The organism is Colwellia sp. KU-HH00111 (assembly GCF_040362745.1).
Classification (GTDB): Bacteria; Pseudomonadota; Gammaproteobacteria; order Enterobacterales; family Alteromonadaceae; genus Colwellia.
The window spans coordinates 292,565-312,865 of sequence record NZ_BAABWO010000005.1 but is presented as its reverse complement, the minus strand read 5'-3'; the positions used below and the strand labels follow the sequence as shown (position 1 = coordinate 312,865).

Genomic DNA, 20,301 nt, shown 5'->3' with positions numbered 1-20,301 from the left:
TTTTTCATGAGCACCATCTTAAACGCATTTGTGGTTAAGCACTTTATCCGCAAGTTTAAGCAACTCAAGCAATTGAGCATAGTTTTGATAACAGCTTTTACCTTTGGTGGTATTTTTGCCGTTGGACAAGCCAGTGCTGCACAATACTCGCCTAGTTTCAAAGATACAGAAATTGTTGAGTTTGTGACTATTGTGGGTAAAAACCTGAAAAAAACCATGATTGTTGACCCGAATGTACGTGGTAAAGTTAATGTCCGTAGTTATGATTTATTGTCAGAAGAGCAGTATTATCAATTTTTCTTAAATGTATTAGACGTCTATGGATTCTCTGCTGTACCAATGGATAATAATATTATTAAAATTATCCGTAATAAAGATGCTAAAACTTCCTCTATCCCGGTTATCGACAGTGATGGCAACATTGTTGGCGACGAGATGGTCACCCGTATTGTTGAAGTAAAAAATGTAACGGTGCGTGAATTAGTACCCTTGTTACGTCAATTGTCAGATCAAGCTGGTGGCGGCAATGTGACTAACTATGATCCGGCTAACGTCATTATGCTTACTGGTACAGCTGCCACGGTAAATCGTTTAGTTAAAATTATTGAACGTGTTGATCGCGCGGGCGACCAAGCGGTAGAAATTATAAAATTGAAATACGCATCAGCCGGTGAGATGGTTCGTATCATTGAATCAATGAACAAGCCTACTAGTGGCAAAGCAAGAGAAGCAGAATTTCTAATTCCAAAACTTGTGGCAGATGATCGCAGTAATAGCGTTATTGTTAGTGGTGAATCACAAGCACGTGAACGGGTTGTACACTTAATTAAACGTTTAGACAGTGAGTTAGAAACCAGCGGTAATACTCGGGTTTATTATCTTAAATATTCAAAAGCCCAAGATCTGGTTAAAGTACTTCAAGGGGTAAGTAAAACCATTGCCTCAGAAGGAACGGCCAATACAAGAGCTAAGACTAAATCAAAAACCGACACCAGCATTGAGGCACATGAGTCGACCAATACTCTAGTTATTACCGGTCAGCCAGATATGATGCGCTCGTTAGAAGAGGTTATTCGTCAACTTGATGTGCCTCGGGCACAGGTGCATATAGAAGCTATTATTGTTGAAGTATTTGAAACCGATGGTGCGCAGCTTGGTGTACAGTGGTACAGCGAGCAAGGTGGCTTTACCCAGTTTAATAATGGTACTGCGCCGATATCATCAATTGCTGGCGCGGCAGAAGCAGCTCAATCAAAGAAGGGTGATTATGTACCCGCCGAATATAATAGTGATAACGTACTGATTAAAGAAGGCTTTTACCAGAACGATACCGAAGGTGACTATACCTTATTAGCGCAAGTGTTAGGCAGCGTCAGTGGCGGCATGTTTGGTATCATGAAAAATGATTGGGGCGCGATTGTACAAGCGGTCAGTAGTGATACCGATTCTAATATTTTAGCAACGCCTAGCATTACTACCTTAGATAACGAAGAGGCTTACTTTTTAGTTGGTGCAGAAGTGCCTATTATTACTGGCTCGCAAACCGGCAGTAATAACGCTAATCCTTTTCAAACTGTCGAGCGTCAAGAGGTGGGTATTAAGCTGTTAGTTAAACCACAAATCAATGAAGGTGACGGTGTGCAATTAACCATTGAACAGGAAGTGTCTTCAGTGAGTGGCGCTACCGGCGTTGATATTTCTATTAATAAGCGTGAAATTAAAACTACCGTGATGATTGAAAGCGGTCAAACTGTTATTTTAGGTGGCTTGATTGACGAAGACGTACAAGAAAGTGTGCAAAAAGTACCGCTACTTGGCGATATTCCACTGCTTGGACATTTATTTAAATCAACGGCAACTAGTACCCGCAAGCGTAATTTAATGGTTTTCCTTCGCCCAACCATTATCACCGATGCTTCGACCATGGATAATATGGCCAAAGAGAAATACAATTTTATACGTGCGGAACAGTTGCGAAAGCAAGAGGAAGGCTTATCGCTAATGAGTGATGAGAACTTGCCTATTTTACCTCAGTGGAATGATAAATTAGTATTGCCTCCTACGTTTGATGATTATCAAGAGTCAATAAAAGCCAAGAAAGCAGGCGCTGCTACGCAAACTCTAATTGACCAAACGTCTTTACAAGAGAAGATTGACTAATGCTTGAGGAAATTAAAGAAGCGACTGAATTAGCTGAAGAACAAGTTGACGCCCTAGAAACAGAAGGGTTAGACGCCCTTGATGACAGCGAAGATGCTGCTGTCGCTTGGCGGTTACCATTTGCCTTTGCCAAACGCTACAGTGTATTGCTAAGTAAAGATGAGTCTGGTTATGTCTTGCATTGTTTAGCTGATATTAACCTAGAAAGCGTATTAGAAGTACGTCGCATCATCAAAGCACCGTTTAGATTTGACGTGCAAGATGTTGCTTCATTTGAATTGTTGCTCACTGAAGCGTATCAACGTGACTCATCAGAAGCGCAGCAAATGATGGAAGATATTGGTAACGAAGTTGACTTGTACTCGCTTGCTGATGAAATGACAGAAAGTGAAGACTTATTAGAAAACGAAGACGATGCGCCTATTATCAAGCTTATCAATGCAATGCTGAGCGAGGCCATTAAAGAAAATGCCAGTGATATTCATATTGAAACCTTTGAAAATGCACTGCAAATACGCTTTCGTGTCGATGGTGTTTTACGCGAGGTGCTTAAACCCAATCGTAAACTTGCCTCATTATTAGTGTCACGTATTAAAGTCATGGCTAAACTCGATATTGCCGAAAAACGCATCCCACAAGATGGCCGAATTTCATTACGTATTGGTGGCCGTGCGGTGGATGTTCGGGTTTCAACTATGCCAACAGGGCATGGTGAACGCGTGGTGTTACGTTTACTTGATAAAAATGCAGCGCAGCTCGATCTTGAAGAATTAGGGATGACTGATAGCAATCGTCATGCTTTTAGCCAAGTCATTGAAAAACCTCATGGTATTATATTAGTTACTGGGCCTACTGGTTCAGGTAAAAGTACAACCTTGTATGCTGGCTTAACCCAGATTGATGAAAAAGAACGTAATATTTTAACGGTTGAAGATCCCATTGAATTTGCCATCGAAGGCATAGGTCAAACACAAGTCAACACCAAAGTTGATATGACCTTTGCTCGTGGTTTACGCGCGATTTTACGTCAAGATCCAGATGTGGTTATGGTCGGTGAGATTCGAGATCTAGAAACGGCGCAAATCGCCGTGCAAGCCAGTTTAACCGGGCACTTGGTTTTATCAACCTTGCATACTAATACCGCTGCGGGCGCTATTACTCGTATGGAAGATATGGGCGTTGAGCCATTTTTACTGTCATCAAGTTTGCTTGGTGTGCTTGCCCAACGATTAGTGCGAACTCTTTGTCCTCATTGTCGTGAAAGTCACTTGCCTGATGAAGAAGAATGCGCATTACTGGGTTTATCCACCAATGATCTATTTGACAACCAACAAAAAATATATCGCGCTAAAGGTTGCAGTGAGTGTAACTTTAAAGGCTATCGTGGTCGTACGGGTATTCACGAATTGCTTATCGTTGATGATGCAATACGCGAACTTATTCACAATGGTCATGGTGAACAAGCTATCGAGAAGTACATTCGCCAACACTCCGCCTCCATTCGTCGAGATGGCTTTGACAAGGTCATGGCAGGAGTCACAACCTTAGAAGAAGTATTGCGTGTAACGCGAGAAGATTAATAACCCATGGCAGCATTTGATTACCAAGCCGTAGATAGTAAAGGCAAAACAAAAAAAGGCGTTATTGAAGGCGATACGCCAAGACAAGCACGGGCGTTATTGCGCGAGCAAGGTTTAATGCCAATTGAAGTCGCGCCCACCCTTGGCAACAAAAAATCAGCTTCAGGTAAAGCAGGGAAACCGGGAAACCGCAAAGATAAGGGTAAAGTAACACCGGCAGAATTAGCTTTGATTACCCGTCAACTAGCGACATTGGTTGAGTCAGGTTTGCCCTTGGAAGAATCTTTAATGGCGGTCGCTGAGCAAGGTGAAAAAAATCGTATTAAAAGTATGATTATGGGAGTGCGCACCAAGGTTACTGAAGGTTACGGATTGGCCGAAAGTATGGCGGAATTCCCTAAAGTATTTAACCGTTTATATCGCGCCATGGTAGCTGCGGGTGAAAAATCAGGCCACTTAGATAAAGTATTAAACAGGCTAGCAGATTATACCGAACAACGTGAACAAATGCGGTCACAATTGATTCAAGCCCTCGTATATCCGGTGATTATGACAGTTGTAGCGATTGGCGTTATCGCTATTTTGCTTACTAAGGTAGTACCACAAATTGTCGGCCAGTTTGAGCATATGGGGGCAAACTTACCCGGCTCTACTAAATTACTTATCGCTAGTAGCGAATTTTTGCAAAACTATGGCTTGCATATTGTGTTAGTCATTGCGGCAATCATGTTGTTGTTTACTGAATTATTGAAAAAACCAAAATTTGAGATGGCTTTTCATCAGAGGGTTATTGAATTACCCGGTATTGGCAAAGTTGCTAAAGGTCTTAATACCGCTCGCTTTGCAAGAACATTAAGTATTTTATCAGCGAGTGCGGTGCCTTTATTGGAAAGTATGAAGATTTCAGGTGAAGTACTGGACAATTTATACATTAAACAACAAGTGCGACTTGCGGCTGATAAAGTGCGAGAAGGTTCTAGCTTACGTTTGTCTTTGGAGCAAACAAAACTATTTCCGCCAATGATGTTGCACATGATTGCAAGTGGCGAGAAAAGTGGTCAATTAGAACAAATGCTAGGCCGAGCGGCAGACAACCAAGACAAGGAATTTGAAGCCTTAGTGAATATATCGTTAAAGGCATTTGAGCCAGCATTAATGGTAGTGATGGCGGGAGTCGTATTATTTATTGTTATGGCGATACTTGAGCCAATATTGAAATTAAACACCTTTGTAGGCGGCTAATGCCGCTCTACAAAATCAAATTTAAGTTAATTAGTTGTTAGGAAGTATTATGGTTAAAAATACACACAAAAGTATGCAAGGTTTTACTCTACTCGAAGTGATGGTGGTTATCGTTATCATAGGTATGATGTTGAGTGTGGTTGTGCCTAACTTAATGGGCAGCCAAGATACCGCTAAATTACAAAAAGCGGTGCAAGATGTTACCGCTTTAGAAAATTCTCTTAGCATGTATCGGTTAGACAATAACGACTATCCAACTACTGAGCAAGGCTTAGAAGCCTTAACGACTCAAACTGATATTGAGCCGTTACCGCGTCGTTTTCCTGATGAAGGTTATGTAAAGCGTTTACCTCAAGACCCTTGGGGAAATGATTATATTTTATTGAATCCAGGTGAAAATGGTAAAATGGATGTGTTTAGTTCAGGTCCTGATGGTGAAGTTGGCACTGAAGATGATATTGGTAATTGGAATTTAGGCGACTACCAATAGTAAAGTTCACCTTGTTGCTGTAAAACCCAATTTAGGTGGCAAAAGTACGCATTGACTGACGTCAACTTCGTGCTTTTTCTGTCAATTGAACGCTACAGCTTAAAGGGGAATCTTACGTTAGCTTAAGATCAGAGAGTATAGTGAACAGCATGCAAAGCCAGTACCAATCAACAAGCAAAATTAACGGCTTCACTTTACTTGAAGTGTTAGTGGTGATTGCACTCATTGGTTTAATTATTTCAAGTGTGCAGTTTAACTTTTCAGGCAAGCGTCCTGAAGACAGCTTGCAAAAAGAAAGTTACCAATTTGCGCAGTTATTTGAAAGCGCAGCCAGTTATGGCTTGCTCAACAACATTGAATTGGGCTTATATGTTGATGAAAACAGTTACCGTTTTTTAGGTTATGATGGTGTTAAGTGGAGTGAATTATCAGAGCAAGATTGGCTAGCAGGAAAAGAATTACCAGAAAACATGGTGTTAAAACTGCGCTTAGATGATTTGCCCATTGAAGAGCCTCTGCTGTTCGACTCCTCAACATTTAAAGAGCAAGACGAAGAGTACCTTTCATTTGATGCCATAGAAAGAGAGAAACAAAGCGAGCAAGAGAAGCTGCTAATCCCACAAGTCTATATTCTTTCTGGAGGTGATATTACTCCTTTTAGCCTAACCTTTAAATTTGATGAAAATTCACTAAGGTACGAAGAATTATCGTTACTTGCGTATCGTGTTACCGGGATATACAGCATACCGTTAACCGTTGAAGGACCCACACTCGATGATTAGTGGTTTAACCTTTAAAAAACGCAATACTAGCGTAGCCAACTTGCGTGGTTTTACTTTGATTGAGGTCATGCTAGCTATGGCGGTGTTTTCAATTGCTGGTTTGGCATTATTGGGGGCATCTAGTAACAATGCGCGTAATATGGGGCATCTTGAGACAAAAATGTTTGCCAACTGGGTAGCCTCTAACCAGCTGGTATCGGCGAGTTTAGTCGACACATGGCCGCCAAAAAACAATGCCAAAGGCGAAGTAGAGTTAGCAGGCAGACCTTGGTTTTGGCAACAAAAAGTGATGAAAACTACCAATAATGATATGCGTGCTATCGTAATGGAAGTAAGACTTAATCTAGATGACGAATTAGCGGTGGCCAGTTTAACTACTTATGTTTCTAAGACGGAAAAATAATGTTGAGCGCTAACGAAAGCAACAGACAGGCATTTTGCAAGCCATGCAATAAAGGTTTTACCTTGTTAGAGGTACTGATTGCCATTGCTATTTTCTCACTGATTAGCCTTGCCAGTTTCACTATATTTGATTCTGTTTTAAAAGGTGATGCCAGCGCAAAAAAACAGAGCGAAAGACAAAATGAACTACAACGAGCTTTTATTCTTATTGAAAGAGATCTTACTCAAATTGCACGTCGAAGTATGCGCCTTAATGGTGAAGCGCCAAGCGAGCGCTTAATACAAAGTGCCAGTGATAGTTTTTCATCACAAGAGCAAGCGATTGCTTTTGTGCGCCACGGTTGGACTAACCCCGGTTTGTTGCTTCCGCGTAGTGATATGCAAGCAGTGGCTTATCGTTTAACCGACGAAACCTTGCAACGTTTACATTATAATTTTGTTGATTCTGTGGTGGGCGAAGAGCCAAAAGTACGACCATTGATCAGTGACGTTACCGAATTAAACTTTGAATATTATGATGGTAAAAAATGGCAAGAGATATGGCCGAGTAATACGCTACCTAGCGCCATTGCCATTGAAGTAAATACCAAAGATTATGGCGTTATTCGTCGTCAGTTTCTAGTGGCTGGAAGTGGAGAATCACTAAGTAAGGGCGCAGGTGCAAGCAGGTGATTTTTTTTAAAGCCAAACACATAGCCATGAAGCAAAAAGGTGTTGCCTTAATCACGGTAATGTTAATTGTTGCCTTATGTGCGGTTATTGCCAGTCAAATGACTGCACGATTACAAATACAAATGCAACGTAGTGCCAACATTATTTTTAATCAGCAAGCATATTGGTATGCAATGGGCGCTGAAGCGTTTACCAAGAGAGTACTGATTTCGGCATTTCAAAAGGATGCTAAAACCACTCATTTAGGACAGGTTTGGGCACAAGGTGAAACCACCTTCCCTGTTGATTTTGGTGAAATATCGGGGGAGATAACAGATTTGCAAAGCTGTTTAAACCTTAATGCATTGCGCGCTCCGCTGAAAAGTAAACAAGGGAGTGATGGCGGTAACAGACGTAACCGAGAGGACGCCAAAAAAGTACCAGCGCGGCTTGCCTTTGAAGCATTGTTGATGAATTTACAACTCGATAATGTCAGTCAATTTGAAGCCGAATCTATGGCTGATGCCCTCACTGATTTTCTTGATGGTGATAGCACAATCAGCAGTGCTGGTGGTGCAGAAGACAATGATTACGCATCGCGAGAATTTCCTTATCTAGCGGCAAATTATTATCTAGCGAGTGTTAATGAGTTAAGAGTGGTTGAACATTTTACCCCGAAAATTATTGAGGCAATAACGCCATATGTCTGTGTTATTCCAGCGACGGATATGCACCAAGTAAACATTAACACGCTTGATGAAGAGCAGCCGGAATTATTACAAGCGTTATTAGGTTCAACACTCGATGTTGCACAAGATATATTAAATGCCAGGGGAGAAAAAGGTTTTGCAACTATTGAAGACTTTTATAATTTACCCGAGGTAGTACAGCTTAAAAACTTTAATGACAAAAAAGATCAGTTTGTAGTTGATAGCGAATACTTTACACTAAAAGCTAGCGCAAACTTTAATAACAGTTTTTTTGCGATGAACTCGATAATGAAAGTAACCAACAACAACAAAATTGATGTGATCAGTCGCACCGTAGGACGCAATTAATGGCCGAAATTTTATACATACGCCTAGGTAGTCAAGCTCAAGATGAAATCTCTTGGTTGATATTTAGCTCAGTTGAGCAAGAAATCATTGCTAGTGGTAAATTAGGCCATGCAGAGCAGTTAAATGACTTAACAGAAAAAGCCCAACAACGTGAAGTGAAAGTGTTTGTGCCTGGCGCAGATGTACTGTTGAAGCGGTTAACGGTTCCAACAAAATCACAGCGCGCTATGCGCTCTGCTGTGCCTTACATGCTTGAAGATGAACTAGCACAAGATGTTGATGAGTTGTTTTTTGCTTATGCTGATATTGCTCAGATTGACGATAAAAACTGTTTTGTTGCTGTGATTGAGCGGGCACAAATGCAATTATGGCAAGCGTGGCTCTCGGCAGCGAGCATTGATACAAAAACCATGTTACCTGATACCCTAGCAATGCCTTATGTAGCAGGGCAATGGAGTGCTATTGCGCTTGAACCAGACAATGTTCAAACTCATGAGACTCAAATAATTGTCCGCCAAGGTGAGTGGCAGGGTGGCACACTTGATAGCAGTGCTTGGCAGTTTGTGTTAACTCAAGGGTTATCAACGTCAGATAAAGACAGTAAAACAGCGTCAGCAGATGACATTGTTATTAACGCCTATTCAGCATTACCTTTTTGTGACCAAGCTTCGTCGCCTGAAGGTTTTACTGTGGTTATGGAACAAGAAGAGTTGCCACTAGCGTTACTTGCACAACAAAGGCAGCACACTAAGTTTAACTTGCTACAAGGTGAGTTTAAAATTACTGAACGCCGCTCAAAAAATGTCAGTAATTGGTTGTGGGTGGCTGGCTTTGCAGCATGTGCTTTGCTATTAAATGTTGGGTATAAAAGTGCAAAGTTATGGCAACTATCTTCGCAACAAGCACAAGTTGAAGCGCAAATTATCAAGCGTTATCAGCAGGTGTTTCCGCAAGCGAAAAGAGTACGGATTGGGACAATTAAATCGCAGTTGAGCCGAAAAATATCACAGCTTGGCGGCACTAGCGAACACGTAGGCTTTTTAACCATGATGGAAAAAATTCAGCCCGCTTTTGCCAAAGTACCTGCATTAAAACCTGAATCGTTAAAGTTTGATGGTAATAGACAAGAGTTACGTTTACAGGCTATTGCCGACGATTATCAGCATTTTGAACGCTTTAAAGGTGCGCTTAACTCCGCTAATTTTGCCGTAAAACAAGGGGCACAAAATAACCAAGGTGAAAAAGTTACCGGCTCTTTTAGTATCAGTAACAAGCAAACTAACAGGAAAGGCTCATAATGAACTTAGCATCAATAAAAGCATGGTGGCATGGTCTGAATATACGAGAACAGCGTTTAGTGCTTATCTCGGGTGTCTGTGTGTCGGTGTTTTTTCTCTATAGTCTGATATGGGTGCCGCTCAATGACAATTTAGCGAAAACCGAGAAAACCTTGGCTAATCGTCAAGCATTACTGACATGGGTGAGTGAAAATACTGCACGTTATCAAGGGTTGAAAACAAGCACCGGTGGCAGTAAAAGCCGAGGTAGTTTATCAAGTATTGTCAATCGTACTGCAGAACAACAACAATTGACGATTACCCGTTTACAGCCACAAGGTGATAGTCTACAAGTATGGATTGATAGTGCGCCGTTTAACCAGTTATTGGTGTGGTTAGAAGGTTTAGCCAACAATGATGGCATAGAAGTTCAAGCGATAGACTTAACCCAAGGTGATAACCCGGGCGAAGTTCGTGTTCGTCGATTGCAGTTCACTAAGCTATAAACCCGCTATTTTTAAAATAATTAAGCATTTCAGCAGAGATAATAAATGAAAAAACAGTTCTACATTGGTGGCATTTTTATACTAAGTTATATCGTTTTTTTAATCGCAACCTTACCAACAACCGTGTTGTTAAAGCAAGTTAAGCTCCCGAAAAATATCGGTGTTTATGGGGTGACGGGTACGATTTGGCAAACAGATGTCGAGCAGCTTATTGTTGATAACATCGCTATTAAAAGCCTTAATGCTCAGTTGAGTTTTTGGTCGTTATTTACCCTGAAGCCTCAGTTGGCAATTACTTTTGGTGATTCATTTGTTGCTGGGCCTGAGGGGGAATTTACCTTGACCCTGTCGCAGCAAAAAGCCAAAATTAGCCAGTTGAACGCTGTGGTTAAGGCCAATAACATAGCGCAAAAACTGCCGTTACCTTTACCTATAACAGCGCAAGGCGACGTTGAGCTGAACTTGGCTAATGCCGAATTTGATTTGAGTAAAGGGTCTCGGTGTAGTGCGGTGAATGGTACAGCACAATGGACAAAAGCTGGAGTTGAAGCCCTAGAGCAAAAGGTTAAACTAGGAAATTTACAGGCAGATATTGCTTGTGAAAAAGGGGCTTTGTCACTGAATATATTACCCAATAATGATCTCGGTTTGACATTTAACGCCTTGATGCGACCAAATGGCAAAATGTCAGGTAATGGCTATTTAAAACCAGGGGCTAAATTTCCTCGAGCCCTTAACGATGTATTACCTTTTTTAGGGAAAAAAGATAGTCAAGGGCGCTACCGTTTATATTTCTAATGGTTATGCTTTAGGCGCTTTCTTCTACTCATTGCTTATCGGGTTAGCTAAAATATCCTGGGTCAATAGTCGATAATCTGAAATTGACTGGAAGTCAGTAAACGAATTTGCTGGCTTTTGACTATCAGGGTTTTCTACCGCTAATATATGTTTAATGCCATATTTTTGTGCAGAGCGAAGCACGGGTAAACTGTCATCAACAAATAATGTCTTGTCTAACTCAAATCCTTGTTTGGCTTGTAACTTCTGCCACAATATTTGTGATTCTTTTACTGCGCCAAATTCATGGGTTGAATAAAGCTCATCAAAATACTTGTCTAATTGGGTGCGTTCTATTTTTAATGATAATGCATCAGGGTGCGCGTTAGTCACTAAAATGACTGCTCTACCGCTTTGCTTGAGTGCTGTTAAAAACTCGTCAGCATCTTCGCGTAACTGAATCAAATGTTGCACTTCACGCTTGATTTCAGCAATTGGCATAGCAGTAAATTCACTCCAATAATCTAAACAATACCACTCAATACTGCCTGCAATCTCATGATAGTGGCCTACAAGCTTTGCTCTGGCTTCTGCAACGCTTATGTTATGTTGTTGACTATAGCGCACCGGAAAATGTTCCAGCCAAAAATGGGTGTCGAAGTGTAAATCTAAAATAGTACCGTCCATATCGAGTAACACGGTAGAAATTTCTGACCAATTGAGCATTTAGAGGTTCCATAAATGATGATTATCGTGTCATTATAACGTTATGTAGAATGAAATATGCAAGCTTATGACAGGGAAAAATCAATTACCTAAAATTAATGGTCAAAAACAAGTGGCTAACAGCCGATTGTTTACTATTGAGCAACTCGCATTAACCTTTAGTAATGGTGTAGAGCGGCAATATGAACGTATGGTCGGTGCTGGCAACGGCGCTGTCATGATTGTACCAATGCTTGATGAGCACACCCTTTTGCTAGTGCGTGAATATTGTGCAGGCACCCACAGTTATGAATTAGGTTTTCCAAAAGGGCTTATAGATTCAGGTGAATTACCTGAACAAGCAGCCAATAGAGAGTTACAAGAAGAGATTTTTTACGGGGCTAATCAGTTTCATCACCTTTCTCAAGTGATGATGGCACCCGCCTTTTTTAACGCCAAAATGGATATATTTATTGCCAGTGATTTGTATTCATCTAAGCTTGAAGGCGATGAGCCTGAGCCACTAGAAGTAGTACCATGGCCTATTAAAGAATACCAAGCGTTATTGCAACAGCCTGACTTCCAAGAAGCGCGTAGTATCGCGGCGCTGATGTTATTGATTGACCATTTATCCCCAAGCCAGTTAGCCAATCAGGAATGAGTAGCATGTCTGATGAAAAGTTATTAAACATAGCCGTTGAAAGTGCAAGAAAAGCCGGTGTTGAGGTAATGAAGTATTACCAAAATCAAAACTTTTCTTCTGAACTAAAAGCCGATGATAGTCCGGTAACGAGTGCCGATATAGCTGCGAATGACATCTTGATGGATCAATTGAAAACGTTAACGCCTGATATCCCAATTATTTCTGAAGAAGTCGGTACTGTCCCTTTAGAAAAGCGGGCACATTGGCAAAAATATTGGCTACTTGACCCAATTGATGGCACGGGAGAGTTTATCATAGGCAGTGGTGATTTCGCGGTTAACATAGCGCTAATTGATAATGGTTGGCCAAGTATTGGGGTTATACATGCCCCAGATCACCATTTAACCTACTACGCACAAAATAACTTAGGCGCTTTCAAAGAATGTCATGCCAATGCCAACGAACCGTACATCCCAAGTCAATCCAGCCGTCAAATTCAAGTGGCACAATACCAACAAAACCGTGCTATAAAAGTCGCCATAAGTCGACGTCAACAGCTAGATCTAATGGGACAATATTTAAATAAAGCTTATGATTTCGATTATGTAGCGTTAGGAAGCTGCTCATTAAAAAACTGCTTGATTGCCGAAGGGGGCGCAGATTGTTATTTGCGAGTTGGCGTAACTGGTGAGTGGGACACGGGCGCTAGCCAGTGCATTTTAGAACAAGCAGGAGGCACCATTATCAACAGTGAATTTAACCCCTTAAGTTACAATAAAAGAGAGAGCCTATTAAACCCTGATTTTCTTAGTTTAGGCAATCAAGATATTCCTTGGCAACAAGTCATTAAAGCTCACCGGAAAGTTTACGATAATTGAGTTAACTACTGTGTCGCTTGAGCATATAATTTGTCAGCGTTATTGAACATTATCCAAGAGGCGAGTACGTATTTATCCGATGATTTGGGTATGCTTCCTCGGTGAGTATGAGTAAAGGTACACGGTGCGAGTACGATACTCCCTTGAGTGGGTTTGATTTTGGCTTGCTGGTAAAAAAACTCAGTCTCACCACCTTCTTCTATATCATTTAAGTAAACTAAGAATAACAATACTCGGTGCAATGAACGTTGGCTGGGATCAGTAGGGTGGGGAAAGTGTTCTGAATGCCAATGGTGATAACCGCCTTGACCTTTGGTGTAACGTTGCATGTTAATATCGTCAATAGTATAAATATAAGAAACCAGTTGCTCTATTTGGGCATCATTCATTTGACGGGTATCTTCAAAACTCAATGGCTTTAACTTTCCAGAGCTAGGATCTTGAATAGAAGGAGAAACTGCCCCTGTTAAAATGAAAGGATACATTTTAGCGTATTCAACTGTCGCTTTGAGTACTGTTTGAGCGATGGTATTACGTTCTGTTTGCCAGTCAGGTTCATTAGCAAGGTATAAGTCTAGGCTGTCTTTTTTGGTTTTATCAACACCCGAGCCGGTGCGTCCTATTTTTTTATTTTGACTGTGCTCAAATTTCTTGATTAATTGCTGGCAATATTCTGGCTTGAACGCATTTTTAAATTCAATAATGAAGTTGTCCATTGGGGTATACCTTATTTTTTTAGTTATGGGTATTTGTTTTAAGTGTGCACTTACTCTGGCAAACCGTTTTGAGTAAATTGGTCTTTAGGTAAGATATTTACGCTTTCATGTAGCTCAGAATAAACTAAAACAGCGCTACCAAGTTGTAATTGTTGTTGTATTTGGGTGATTTTTTCTGCTTCAGAAACGTCAACAGCACCATAGTCTGTGCCTTCTCTTAAAATAAATTCTTTTATTATGGCGGTTAAGGTATCTTGGCTTAATTGGTCTATTGGAATAATCATAGTTTCTTATTTGGGATTAAATGAGCCTTAAAAATAGGGGGCTCGCTTTCTTTGTTGGTATTAAGTCAAGTAGATATATTTATGACTGAAAAGTCAATCTATCGTGGTGGTTCAATACAAGTTTTCTGGGATCGTTTGACGCCTAAACGATGAAACATTTAGTGATTTTTTTGAAGTAAGGGGCTGCAAGTGGCTAAGAGTTAGCCACTAAGCAAGGTTAAGTATGTTGGTCTTTAAAAAGGCTAAAATGTTAAGGTTAAGCGCCTTCTTTGATATGCTTAATAAAATAATAAACATAGTAAGTACATATCCCTAACATAATGGCTAATCCACCAAAAGAAAACATAACAACTGGATCATTAATCAACATAGAAAATAAGTTCATGACAGACTCCTTTTTTTAATATAACCAGTATAAGAAGTCAGAATATTTACGAGAATGATTTAGATCAATACAAGCCATTCTTTTTAGCCATTTCTGCTTTAATTTTTTCTTGTTCTAAAATTTTACTATAAATACGATTGGCTTTCTCTAAGGCGACTTCTATTTTAGCTTTAGAGAGGGCTTGCTCATCAATTAACCGGCTTTTATCGGCATCAGGATAACCATTCCAACTGGCGATGGTATTCCAAACTAGTGACATTTCATGGCTTTTTGCTACGCCTTTTCCTTCACTGTAAAGTAAGGCCAGATTATATTGCGCTAACGCGTAATTTTGATCGGCAGCATTTTGATACCACCGCGATGCTTTGAAGTCATCTTGAGCAACGCCGGTGCCATTAGCAAGCATAACGGCTAGATTAAACTGTGCACTCGCTAAGCCTTTTTTTGCCGCCTTATGGGTTAGCTCATAGGCTTTTTTTAGATCCTGTTTAACGAGCTTACCTTCGCTATAAATGAGTGCCAGTTCAAATTGAGCATCAGAATAGTTTTGATTAGCGGCTAACTCAAAAAGTGCTAATGCTTTCATGCCGTCTTTAGCAACACCATAACCTTTTTGATAAACAACAGCCATTTGATACTGGGCAGGTGCATAACCTTCAGCTACTAAAGGACGAAACTGTTCAATAGCAGCATGAAATTCACCACGATTTAGCTGGTAAATACCCAGTTCAAGATCGCTACTAAGCACAGGAAAGCTACTCAGTAGTAAAAAAATGAGTGATATTAGTTTAGTTCGCATAATGTTCTCTTTTCTTTATCATGATACTTATTACAGTGTAGACCAAAAATTAATTGCTTGATGCCATGATGTCTTCAATTTGTTCGGCTAACTCTAACCAGAGCATTTCATTTTCTTCAATAGCGTCTTTTAAGGTTGCTTGCAGCTTTAACTGAGTGGTTAATTCCGCTTTACGTTCACCTTGATAAATATCACTATCACTTAGTAAGGTTTCAACTTGTGCTAATTGTGCTTGCCATTGTTGGATCTTTTTCTCTAGCTTATCAGCCTCTTTACGAAGTGGTGCTGATTGTTTGCGCAGTTCAGCTTGCTGTTGACGTAATTGTTTTTTGTCTAGGCCTTTTTCTACAAGATTGCTATCGCTTGGGTTATTTGCACTTTTAGAGTTTGACTGGCTCTGTTTTTTGTCATCATTAAGCCACTGCTGGTAATCATCTATATCACCACTAAAATCACTAACACAGCCATTTGCTACCAAATAGAATTCATCAACACATGATTCTAATAGAAACCGATCATGAGCAATCAATATAATGGCGCCACCAAAATCTTGTAACGCCATAACTAAGGCTTGGCGCATTTCTAAATCTAAATGGTTGGTTGGCTCATCTAGTAGCAGCAGTTGAGGTTTTTCTAAAACAATTAAGGCTAGCACTAATCGGGCTTTCTCTCCACCTGACATATTGTTGACTGCTTCTAATGCTTGATCGCCACTAAAACCGAACTTACCTAAAAAGCTTCTTGCTTGAGGCTCGCCTAGTTGTGGCTTAGTGCGAAGAATATGATCAACAGGACTAGAGCCACTATGTAATTGCTCTAATTGGTGTTGTGAAAAGTAACCAATGGTTAATTCTTGGGCGCAATAACGCTCGCCATTAAGCAAGGCGATTTCTCCGGCCAGAGATTTGATCAGGGTTGATTTACCTGCACCATTGCGTCCTAGTAAACCGATGCGACTTCCGGGTACTAAGGTTAAACCAACCTCATTTAATATGATGGTGTCATTGTTATAGCCACATTGACTCTCGGTGAGCGATAATAACGGATAAGGTAGGCTTTCTGGCGGTTCAAAGCTAAAGGTAAATTGACTGTCGACATGCGCCGGCGCTAAATTGGGTAACTTCTCTAAGCGTTTTAATCGGCTTTGTGCTTGTTTAGCTTTACTCGCTTTTGCGCGAAACCTGTCAACAAATGCGGTTAAGTGTGCCGCTTCTTTTTGTTGCTTTTGATATTGAACTTCTTGTTGGGCTAAGTGCTCGGCGCGTTGCCGTTCGAAGGCGGTGTAATTGCCGCTATATAATTTGGCGCGTTGGTGTTCAATATGTAAAATTTGTCCAATCACCGTATCTAGAAAATCACGGTCATGAGAAATAAGTACTAAGGTACCGGTAAAGCGTTTAAGCCAGCGTTGTAGCCAAATAACAGCGTCTAGGTCTAAATGGTTAGTGGGTTCATCAAGTAATAATAACTCTGCTCGGCTTATCAAGGCTTGCGCTAAGTTTAAACGCATTCGCCAACCACCAGAAAAGTCTTTCACTGGGTTGGTTAATTGATGTTGTAAAAAGCCTAAACCATGGAGTAACTCACCTGCGCGAGCGGGGAGACTATAACCCTGAATAGTGTCAATTTTATTAATGAGAATCGCTTCTAAGTTACCATCATGGTCAAGTCGTGCTTGGGTTAATTGCTGTTCAAGTTGACGAAACTCTTTGTCACCATCCATGACATAATCAAGCGCTGACTGTTCCAGTGACGGTGTTTCTTGTTTAACGGTGGCGATAGACCAACTGCTGGGTAAGTTTAAATCGCCTGAATCTGGTGATAATTCACCAAGTAATGCCGCAAAGAGGGATGATTTACCACAGCCATTACTGCCAACCAAACCGACCTTATGATTTGGGTGGATAGTAAAACTTGAGGCGGTGATCAGGTTTTTTGCCCCTCTGTCTAAGCTTAAATCAGTGGCGATGATCAATGGTTATTCCTTAAAAACAAGTAAGTAAATCAAATATAGCGGTAGGCGAAAACAATACCCCGCTATTGTCGCTTTTCTTAGGGGGCCTATTCAAGTTAAAATAGCGAATATCGAGACTTATTTCACTTAGTAGAGCACCGTCAAATGGCACAACAGCAGAAAAAAAGATTTATAGCAGGGGCTATTTGTCCCAAATGCAAAGCACAAGATACTATGGCATTAACCAAAGAAGATGGTGTAGAAAAAGTGACCTGCGTTAGCTGTGGTGAGCAAATGACCCAAAGTGAACCACAAATAGAACAAGCAGTACGCCAACATGAACAAGTGATTGGGGTGTTTAAACAAGAATAAACCAGCGAATTATTAGATAGTCTGAAAGCGGTTTGATAGGAAGTTAATGGTTTAAAATGCCAATAGTTATCAGATTAACTATTGGCAGGATATTTCAGTGATAGCGCTTTGCTATTTTTAGAAAATACAGTGTTTGGTAAAATCTTTTGCTTCTGTCGCGGTCCAATCACCTTTTGGCTTTTCTTTCATTGCATTACACCATTCTTCGCTACCAATTTTAGGTGCACAGCCAGCGAGTAACATGCCAACAATAACAACCCCAATAAATTTTTTCATAAAAACTCCTCTGATTTAACCCAATTAAATTTTACTAAACAATATAAACACAATTATGATCTTGAAACTATGATTAATTTTATTGCCACTGATGTTAAAGTTAAGTGAGCGGTTTTAACAAGACTAGGTTGGCGTAAAAACGCCAATTAATGAGATGGCTAATAATGGGGCGGAGGTGGTTCAACTTCATCTTTGCTAGCAGAGACACTGCCAGCATCTTTGAGTCGGTTTGCCACCAACTGTATTTGCTCTTTCAGCTCAGAAATAAGCGTCTGGTGAACGGCCAACTCTTCACTAAGTTGCTCAATTACATCATCCTGAAAAAGGTTACGTGACTCTAACGCATTAATGCGTTCTTCAATTAGGTTAATGTAAGTTTCGTCTTGCTTATTGCTTGTCATTCAGTAATTTCACTCGTTAAGGCGTTAGCCGTTAAAATGGAATAGCCCAACGCTCAGCATACCCCGATGAACTTTCGGTTAGTAGGGTGTTATTATCGCTAAAAGCGATACTATATACAACCGCTCCGGTGGGGCGATTTGCTTCTTTTGGTGTAACATGCCAACTTGCTATACGTTTGCCATTAGCAATATCCCATACACTTACTTTACTGCTAGCTGCGCCAGTGACTAAAGTTTTGCCATCGGGAGAAAAGCGCACTGTGCTAAATACTTCATGGCGTTTGGTGCCTTGTAAGGTTGTCAATAGTTTACCAGTTTTAAGATCCCAAACATGGGCTGATTTCATGCTGTCAGCGGAAAAAGCAAACCGGCCTAGACTATCTAATGCGACTTTAGAGACTCTACTGGTATGATTAAATTGATACACGACTTGACCAGTTTCGGTATCCCACACATAAGCAATAAAATCATTGCCACCCGACATTGCAACTCTGCCGTTAGGCATCATATCAACCGTATTAATTTTTTCTTTATGCCCTAAAAACTCTAACCGCCTGCCTGTATCAACACTAACATGAACCACAGTACCATTGCCTTTGCCAATAAGTAAGTAATCACCATTATTACTGATGGCGATATCACGAATATTAGATTCTCTCACCTTCCAGTACCCTTCAGACTGGCCCGTTTTCATATTCCACAGGGCAAAGTTTTCACGACTGGCCGTCATGGCGTGGCTATTAGTATGGCTAATATCAATCGCTAACACTAAATTGTCACTGCTATTTTGCTGTTGAGACCATTGATACACAAGTGCGTTTTTTTCAAGATCCCAAACACTAATGCCATGATGAATAGATGAAATGACGCTCCATTTACCATCATCAGAAATGTCACCTGCGTAGCTGCCTTCAATAGAATGTTGATAACGTTGTAGGGGTTTACTTGAAGAAGGTGTGCAAGCCTGTAAAAATAAGGCGCAGAGAGCCATGATTAATGCTGTTTTTAACATAGTTAATGGTTGTTTTTTAAGGCTTGTAAAATTAAGCAACATATTAGGTCTTTTTTATTTGCGCATTTCTAGTTAGTATAAGGCGTTTTTTTAAATTGTTGAACAAAAAACAAAAATGATAGATGGATTGGGGGATTCTCCAATTGTGATGTTTTAACGGAGAAATAAATGAAATTTTTTAAACCCACTTTAATTGCTGTTGCTTTATTTGCTGTTGCTGGTTGTCAAGAAGGCGCTAAAAAAGAAGAAGTAAAAGCCCCAGTATTAGAAGCTGAAATACAAAAACAAGCGTACGGATTAGGTGCATCAATTGGCATGTACATGCAACGTAATTTAGCTGAGCATGACAAACTAGGTTTAGCTTTAGATAAAGAGTTAATTGTACGTGGTTTTGTTGATAGCATTAATGACAAATCATTGATTGAAAAAGAAGAAATTCAAGCATTGTTGACTAACTTAGATAAAACCATGAAAGCTAAGCAACAAGAAATGGCGGCTAAAGCATCTGAAGCAAGTCTTGCCGAAGGTCAAAAATTCTTAGCCGATAATGCTAAAAAAGAAGGTGTAATGGTTACTGAATCGGGCATTCAATATTCAGTACTTACCGCAAGCGAAGGTGATAAGCCAGCTGCAACTGATACCGTTAAAGTACATTATAAAGGTACTTTTTTGAACGGAGAAACTTTTGATAGTTCATATGATCGTGGTGAGCCAGCTGTATTCCCGTTAAATCGAGTAATTAAAGGTTGGACGGAAGGCGTACAATTGATGTCTGTTGGCTCTAAGTATAAATTTACTATTCCATCAGATTTAGCTTATGGACCTAATGGTAACCCACCACGTATTCCGGGTAACTCAGTATTAGAGTTTGAAATTGAATTATTAGAAATTCAAAAAAGTGAAGCAGCACCTCAAGTAGGTGATCAAGCAGCTAAGTAATTTTTGCTTGTT

At 40.3% G+C, this 20,301-nt stretch carries 24 protein-coding genes; 15 read left to right on the top strand and 9 right to left on the bottom strand.

Annotated features, from left to right (window positions below; all coding sequences use genetic code 11):
- Positions 1-6: 6 nt before the first annotated feature.
- From gspD to ABXG98_RS11630, 11 genes are all read left to right on the top strand, one after another.
- Positions 7-2,160 (top strand): type II secretion system secretin GspD, encoded by a 2,154-nt coding sequence (gspD, locus tag ABXG98_RS11680; protein ID WP_353538855.1) that lies wholly within the window; start codon positions 7-9, stop codon positions 2,158-2,160.
- A complete protein-coding gene (gene gspE, locus ABXG98_RS11675) occupies positions 2,160-3,740 on the top strand; it encodes a type II secretion system ATPase GspE (protein WP_353538854.1) in 1,581 nt (526 codons plus the stop codon). The genes gspD and gspE overlap by 1 nt, the downstream gene beginning before the upstream one ends.
- A gap of 6 nt (positions 3,741-3,746) precedes the next feature.
- Positions 3,747-4,982 (top strand): type II secretion system inner membrane protein GspF, encoded by a 1,236-nt coding sequence (gene gspF / locus ABXG98_RS11670; RefSeq protein ID WP_353538853.1) that lies wholly within the window; start codon positions 3,747-3,749, stop codon positions 4,980-4,982.
- A 49-nt stretch (positions 4,983-5,031) separates the two neighbouring features.
- Positions 5,032-5,472 carry a type II secretion system major pseudopilin GspG gene (gspG, locus tag ABXG98_RS11665; RefSeq protein WP_353538852.1) on the top strand — a complete coding sequence of 147 codons (441 nt, stop codon included), beginning with the start codon at positions 5,032-5,034 and terminating at the stop codon, positions 5,470-5,472.
- A gap of 149 nt (positions 5,473-5,621) precedes the next feature.
- Complete coding sequence (gspH, locus tag ABXG98_RS11660; RefSeq protein WP_353538891.1) at positions 5,622-6,254, top strand: type II secretion system minor pseudopilin GspH; 633 nt, start codon at positions 5,622-5,624, stop codon at positions 6,252-6,254.
- Positions 6,247-6,657 (top strand): type II secretion system minor pseudopilin GspI, encoded by a 411-nt coding sequence (gene gspI, locus ABXG98_RS11655; protein ID WP_353538851.1) that lies wholly within the window; start codon positions 6,247-6,249, stop codon positions 6,655-6,657. Before gspH ends, gspI begins: the two co-directional genes overlap by 8 nt.
- Positions 6,657-7,328 carry a type II secretion system minor pseudopilin GspJ gene (gene gspJ, locus ABXG98_RS11650; RefSeq protein ID WP_353538850.1) on the top strand — a complete coding sequence of 224 codons (672 nt, stop codon included), beginning with the start codon at positions 6,657-6,659 and terminating at the stop codon, positions 7,326-7,328. Before gspI ends, gspJ begins: the two co-directional genes overlap by 1 nt.
- Positions 7,325-8,365 carry a type II secretion system minor pseudopilin GspK gene (gene gspK / locus ABXG98_RS11645; protein ID WP_353538849.1) on the top strand — a complete coding sequence of 347 codons (1,041 nt, stop codon included), beginning with the start codon at positions 7,325-7,327 and terminating at the stop codon, positions 8,363-8,365. Before gspJ ends, gspK begins: the two co-directional genes overlap by 4 nt.
- Positions 8,365-9,663 (top strand): type II secretion system protein GspL, encoded by a 1,299-nt coding sequence (gene gspL / locus ABXG98_RS11640; RefSeq protein WP_353538848.1) that lies wholly within the window; start codon positions 8,365-8,367, stop codon positions 9,661-9,663. The genes gspK and gspL overlap by 1 nt, the downstream gene beginning before the upstream one ends.
- Entirely contained in the window at positions 9,663-10,148 is a 486-nt protein-coding gene (locus ABXG98_RS11635) for a type II secretion system protein M (RefSeq protein ID WP_353538847.1), read from the top strand. The genes gspL and ABXG98_RS11635 overlap by 1 nt, the downstream gene beginning before the upstream one ends.
- Positions 10,149-10,193: 45 nt before the next feature.
- A complete protein-coding gene (locus ABXG98_RS11630) occupies positions 10,194-10,946 on the top strand; it encodes a type II secretion system protein N (RefSeq protein WP_353538846.1) in 753 nt (250 codons plus the stop codon).
- Positions 10,947-10,970: 24 nt separating this feature from the next.
- On the opposite strand, the gene yrfG is transcribed toward ABXG98_RS11630, so the two are convergent.
- The gene (gene yrfG, locus ABXG98_RS11625) at positions 10,971-11,651 is read right to left on the bottom strand and encodes a GMP/IMP nucleotidase (RefSeq protein ID WP_353538845.1); all 681 of its coding nucleotides are present in this window, start codon (positions 11,649-11,651) and stop codon (positions 10,971-10,973) included.
- Positions 11,652-11,718: 67 nt separating this feature from the next.
- Between yrfG and nudE the strand changes: the two genes are divergently transcribed.
- Together nudE and cysQ are read left to right on the top strand one after the other, a co-directional pair.
- The gene (gene nudE / locus ABXG98_RS11620; protein WP_353538844.1) at positions 11,719-12,291 is read left to right on the top strand and encodes an ADP compounds hydrolase NudE; all 573 of its coding nucleotides are present in this window, start codon (positions 11,719-11,721) and stop codon (positions 12,289-12,291) included.
- Between the two features lie 5 nt (positions 12,292-12,296).
- The gene (cysQ, locus tag ABXG98_RS11615) at positions 12,297-13,151 is read left to right on the top strand and encodes a 3'(2'),5'-bisphosphate nucleotidase CysQ (protein ID WP_353538843.1); all 855 of its coding nucleotides are present in this window, start codon (positions 12,297-12,299) and stop codon (positions 13,149-13,151) included.
- A 5-nt stretch (positions 13,152-13,156) separates the two neighbouring features.
- Here cysQ and ABXG98_RS11610 read toward each other — a convergent pair whose 3' ends face one another.
- From ABXG98_RS11610 to ABXG98_RS11590, 5 genes are all read right to left on the bottom strand, one after another.
- The gene (locus ABXG98_RS11610) at positions 13,157-13,867 is read right to left on the bottom strand and encodes a 2OG-Fe(II) oxygenase (RefSeq protein ID WP_353538842.1); all 711 of its coding nucleotides are present in this window, start codon (positions 13,865-13,867) and stop codon (positions 13,157-13,159) included.
- A gap of 50 nt (positions 13,868-13,917) precedes the next feature.
- Positions 13,918-14,151, bottom strand: coding sequence for a YheU family protein (locus tag ABXG98_RS11605; RefSeq protein ID WP_353538841.1), 234 nt, complete (start codon positions 14,149-14,151; stop codon positions 13,918-13,920).
- A gap of 256 nt (positions 14,152-14,407) precedes the next feature.
- Positions 14,408-14,536, bottom strand: a complete 129-nt coding sequence (locus ABXG98_RS11600; protein WP_353538840.1) for a hypothetical protein — start codon at positions 14,534-14,536, stop codon at positions 14,408-14,410.
- Between the two features lie 64 nt (positions 14,537-14,600).
- Positions 14,601-15,335 carry a tetratricopeptide repeat protein gene (locus ABXG98_RS11595; protein ID WP_353538839.1) on the bottom strand — a complete coding sequence of 245 codons (735 nt, stop codon included), beginning with the start codon at positions 15,333-15,335 and terminating at the stop codon, positions 14,601-14,603.
- A 49-nt stretch (positions 15,336-15,384) separates the two neighbouring features.
- Positions 15,385-17,310: an ATP-binding cassette domain-containing protein gene (locus ABXG98_RS11590; protein ID WP_353538838.1), complete on the bottom strand. Its 1,926-nt coding sequence runs from the start codon at positions 17,308-17,310 to the stop codon at positions 15,385-15,387.
- Between the two features lie 144 nt (positions 17,311-17,454).
- Here ABXG98_RS11590 and ABXG98_RS11585 point away from each other — a divergent pair, with 144 nt between their 5' ends.
- Complete coding sequence (locus tag ABXG98_RS11585) at positions 17,455-17,661, top strand: YheV family putative zinc ribbon protein (RefSeq protein WP_353538837.1); 207 nt, start codon at positions 17,455-17,457, stop codon at positions 17,659-17,661.
- Positions 17,662-17,778: 117 nt separating this feature from the next.
- On the opposite strand, the gene ABXG98_RS11580 is transcribed toward ABXG98_RS11585, so the two are convergent.
- The 3 genes from ABXG98_RS11580 to ABXG98_RS11570 form a co-directional block, all read right to left on the bottom strand.
- Positions 17,779-17,937 carry a DUF3012 domain-containing protein gene (locus tag ABXG98_RS11580; RefSeq protein ID WP_353538836.1) on the bottom strand — a complete coding sequence of 53 codons (159 nt, stop codon included), beginning with the start codon at positions 17,935-17,937 and terminating at the stop codon, positions 17,779-17,781.
- 158 nt (positions 17,938-18,095) lie between these two features.
- Entirely contained in the window at positions 18,096-18,338 is a 243-nt protein-coding gene (locus tag ABXG98_RS11575; RefSeq protein WP_353538835.1) for a SlyX family protein, read from the bottom strand.
- 31 nt (positions 18,339-18,369) lie between these two features.
- A complete protein-coding gene (locus tag ABXG98_RS11570; RefSeq protein WP_353538834.1) occupies positions 18,370-19,392 on the bottom strand; it encodes a WD40 repeat domain-containing protein in 1,023 nt (340 codons plus the stop codon).
- A gap of 126 nt (positions 19,393-19,518) precedes the next feature.
- Here ABXG98_RS11570 and ABXG98_RS11565 point away from each other — a divergent pair, with 126 nt between their 5' ends.
- A complete protein-coding gene (locus ABXG98_RS11565; protein WP_353538833.1) occupies positions 19,519-20,289 on the top strand; it encodes an FKBP-type peptidyl-prolyl cis-trans isomerase in 771 nt (256 codons plus the stop codon).
- Positions 20,290-20,301 lie beyond the last annotated feature (12 nt).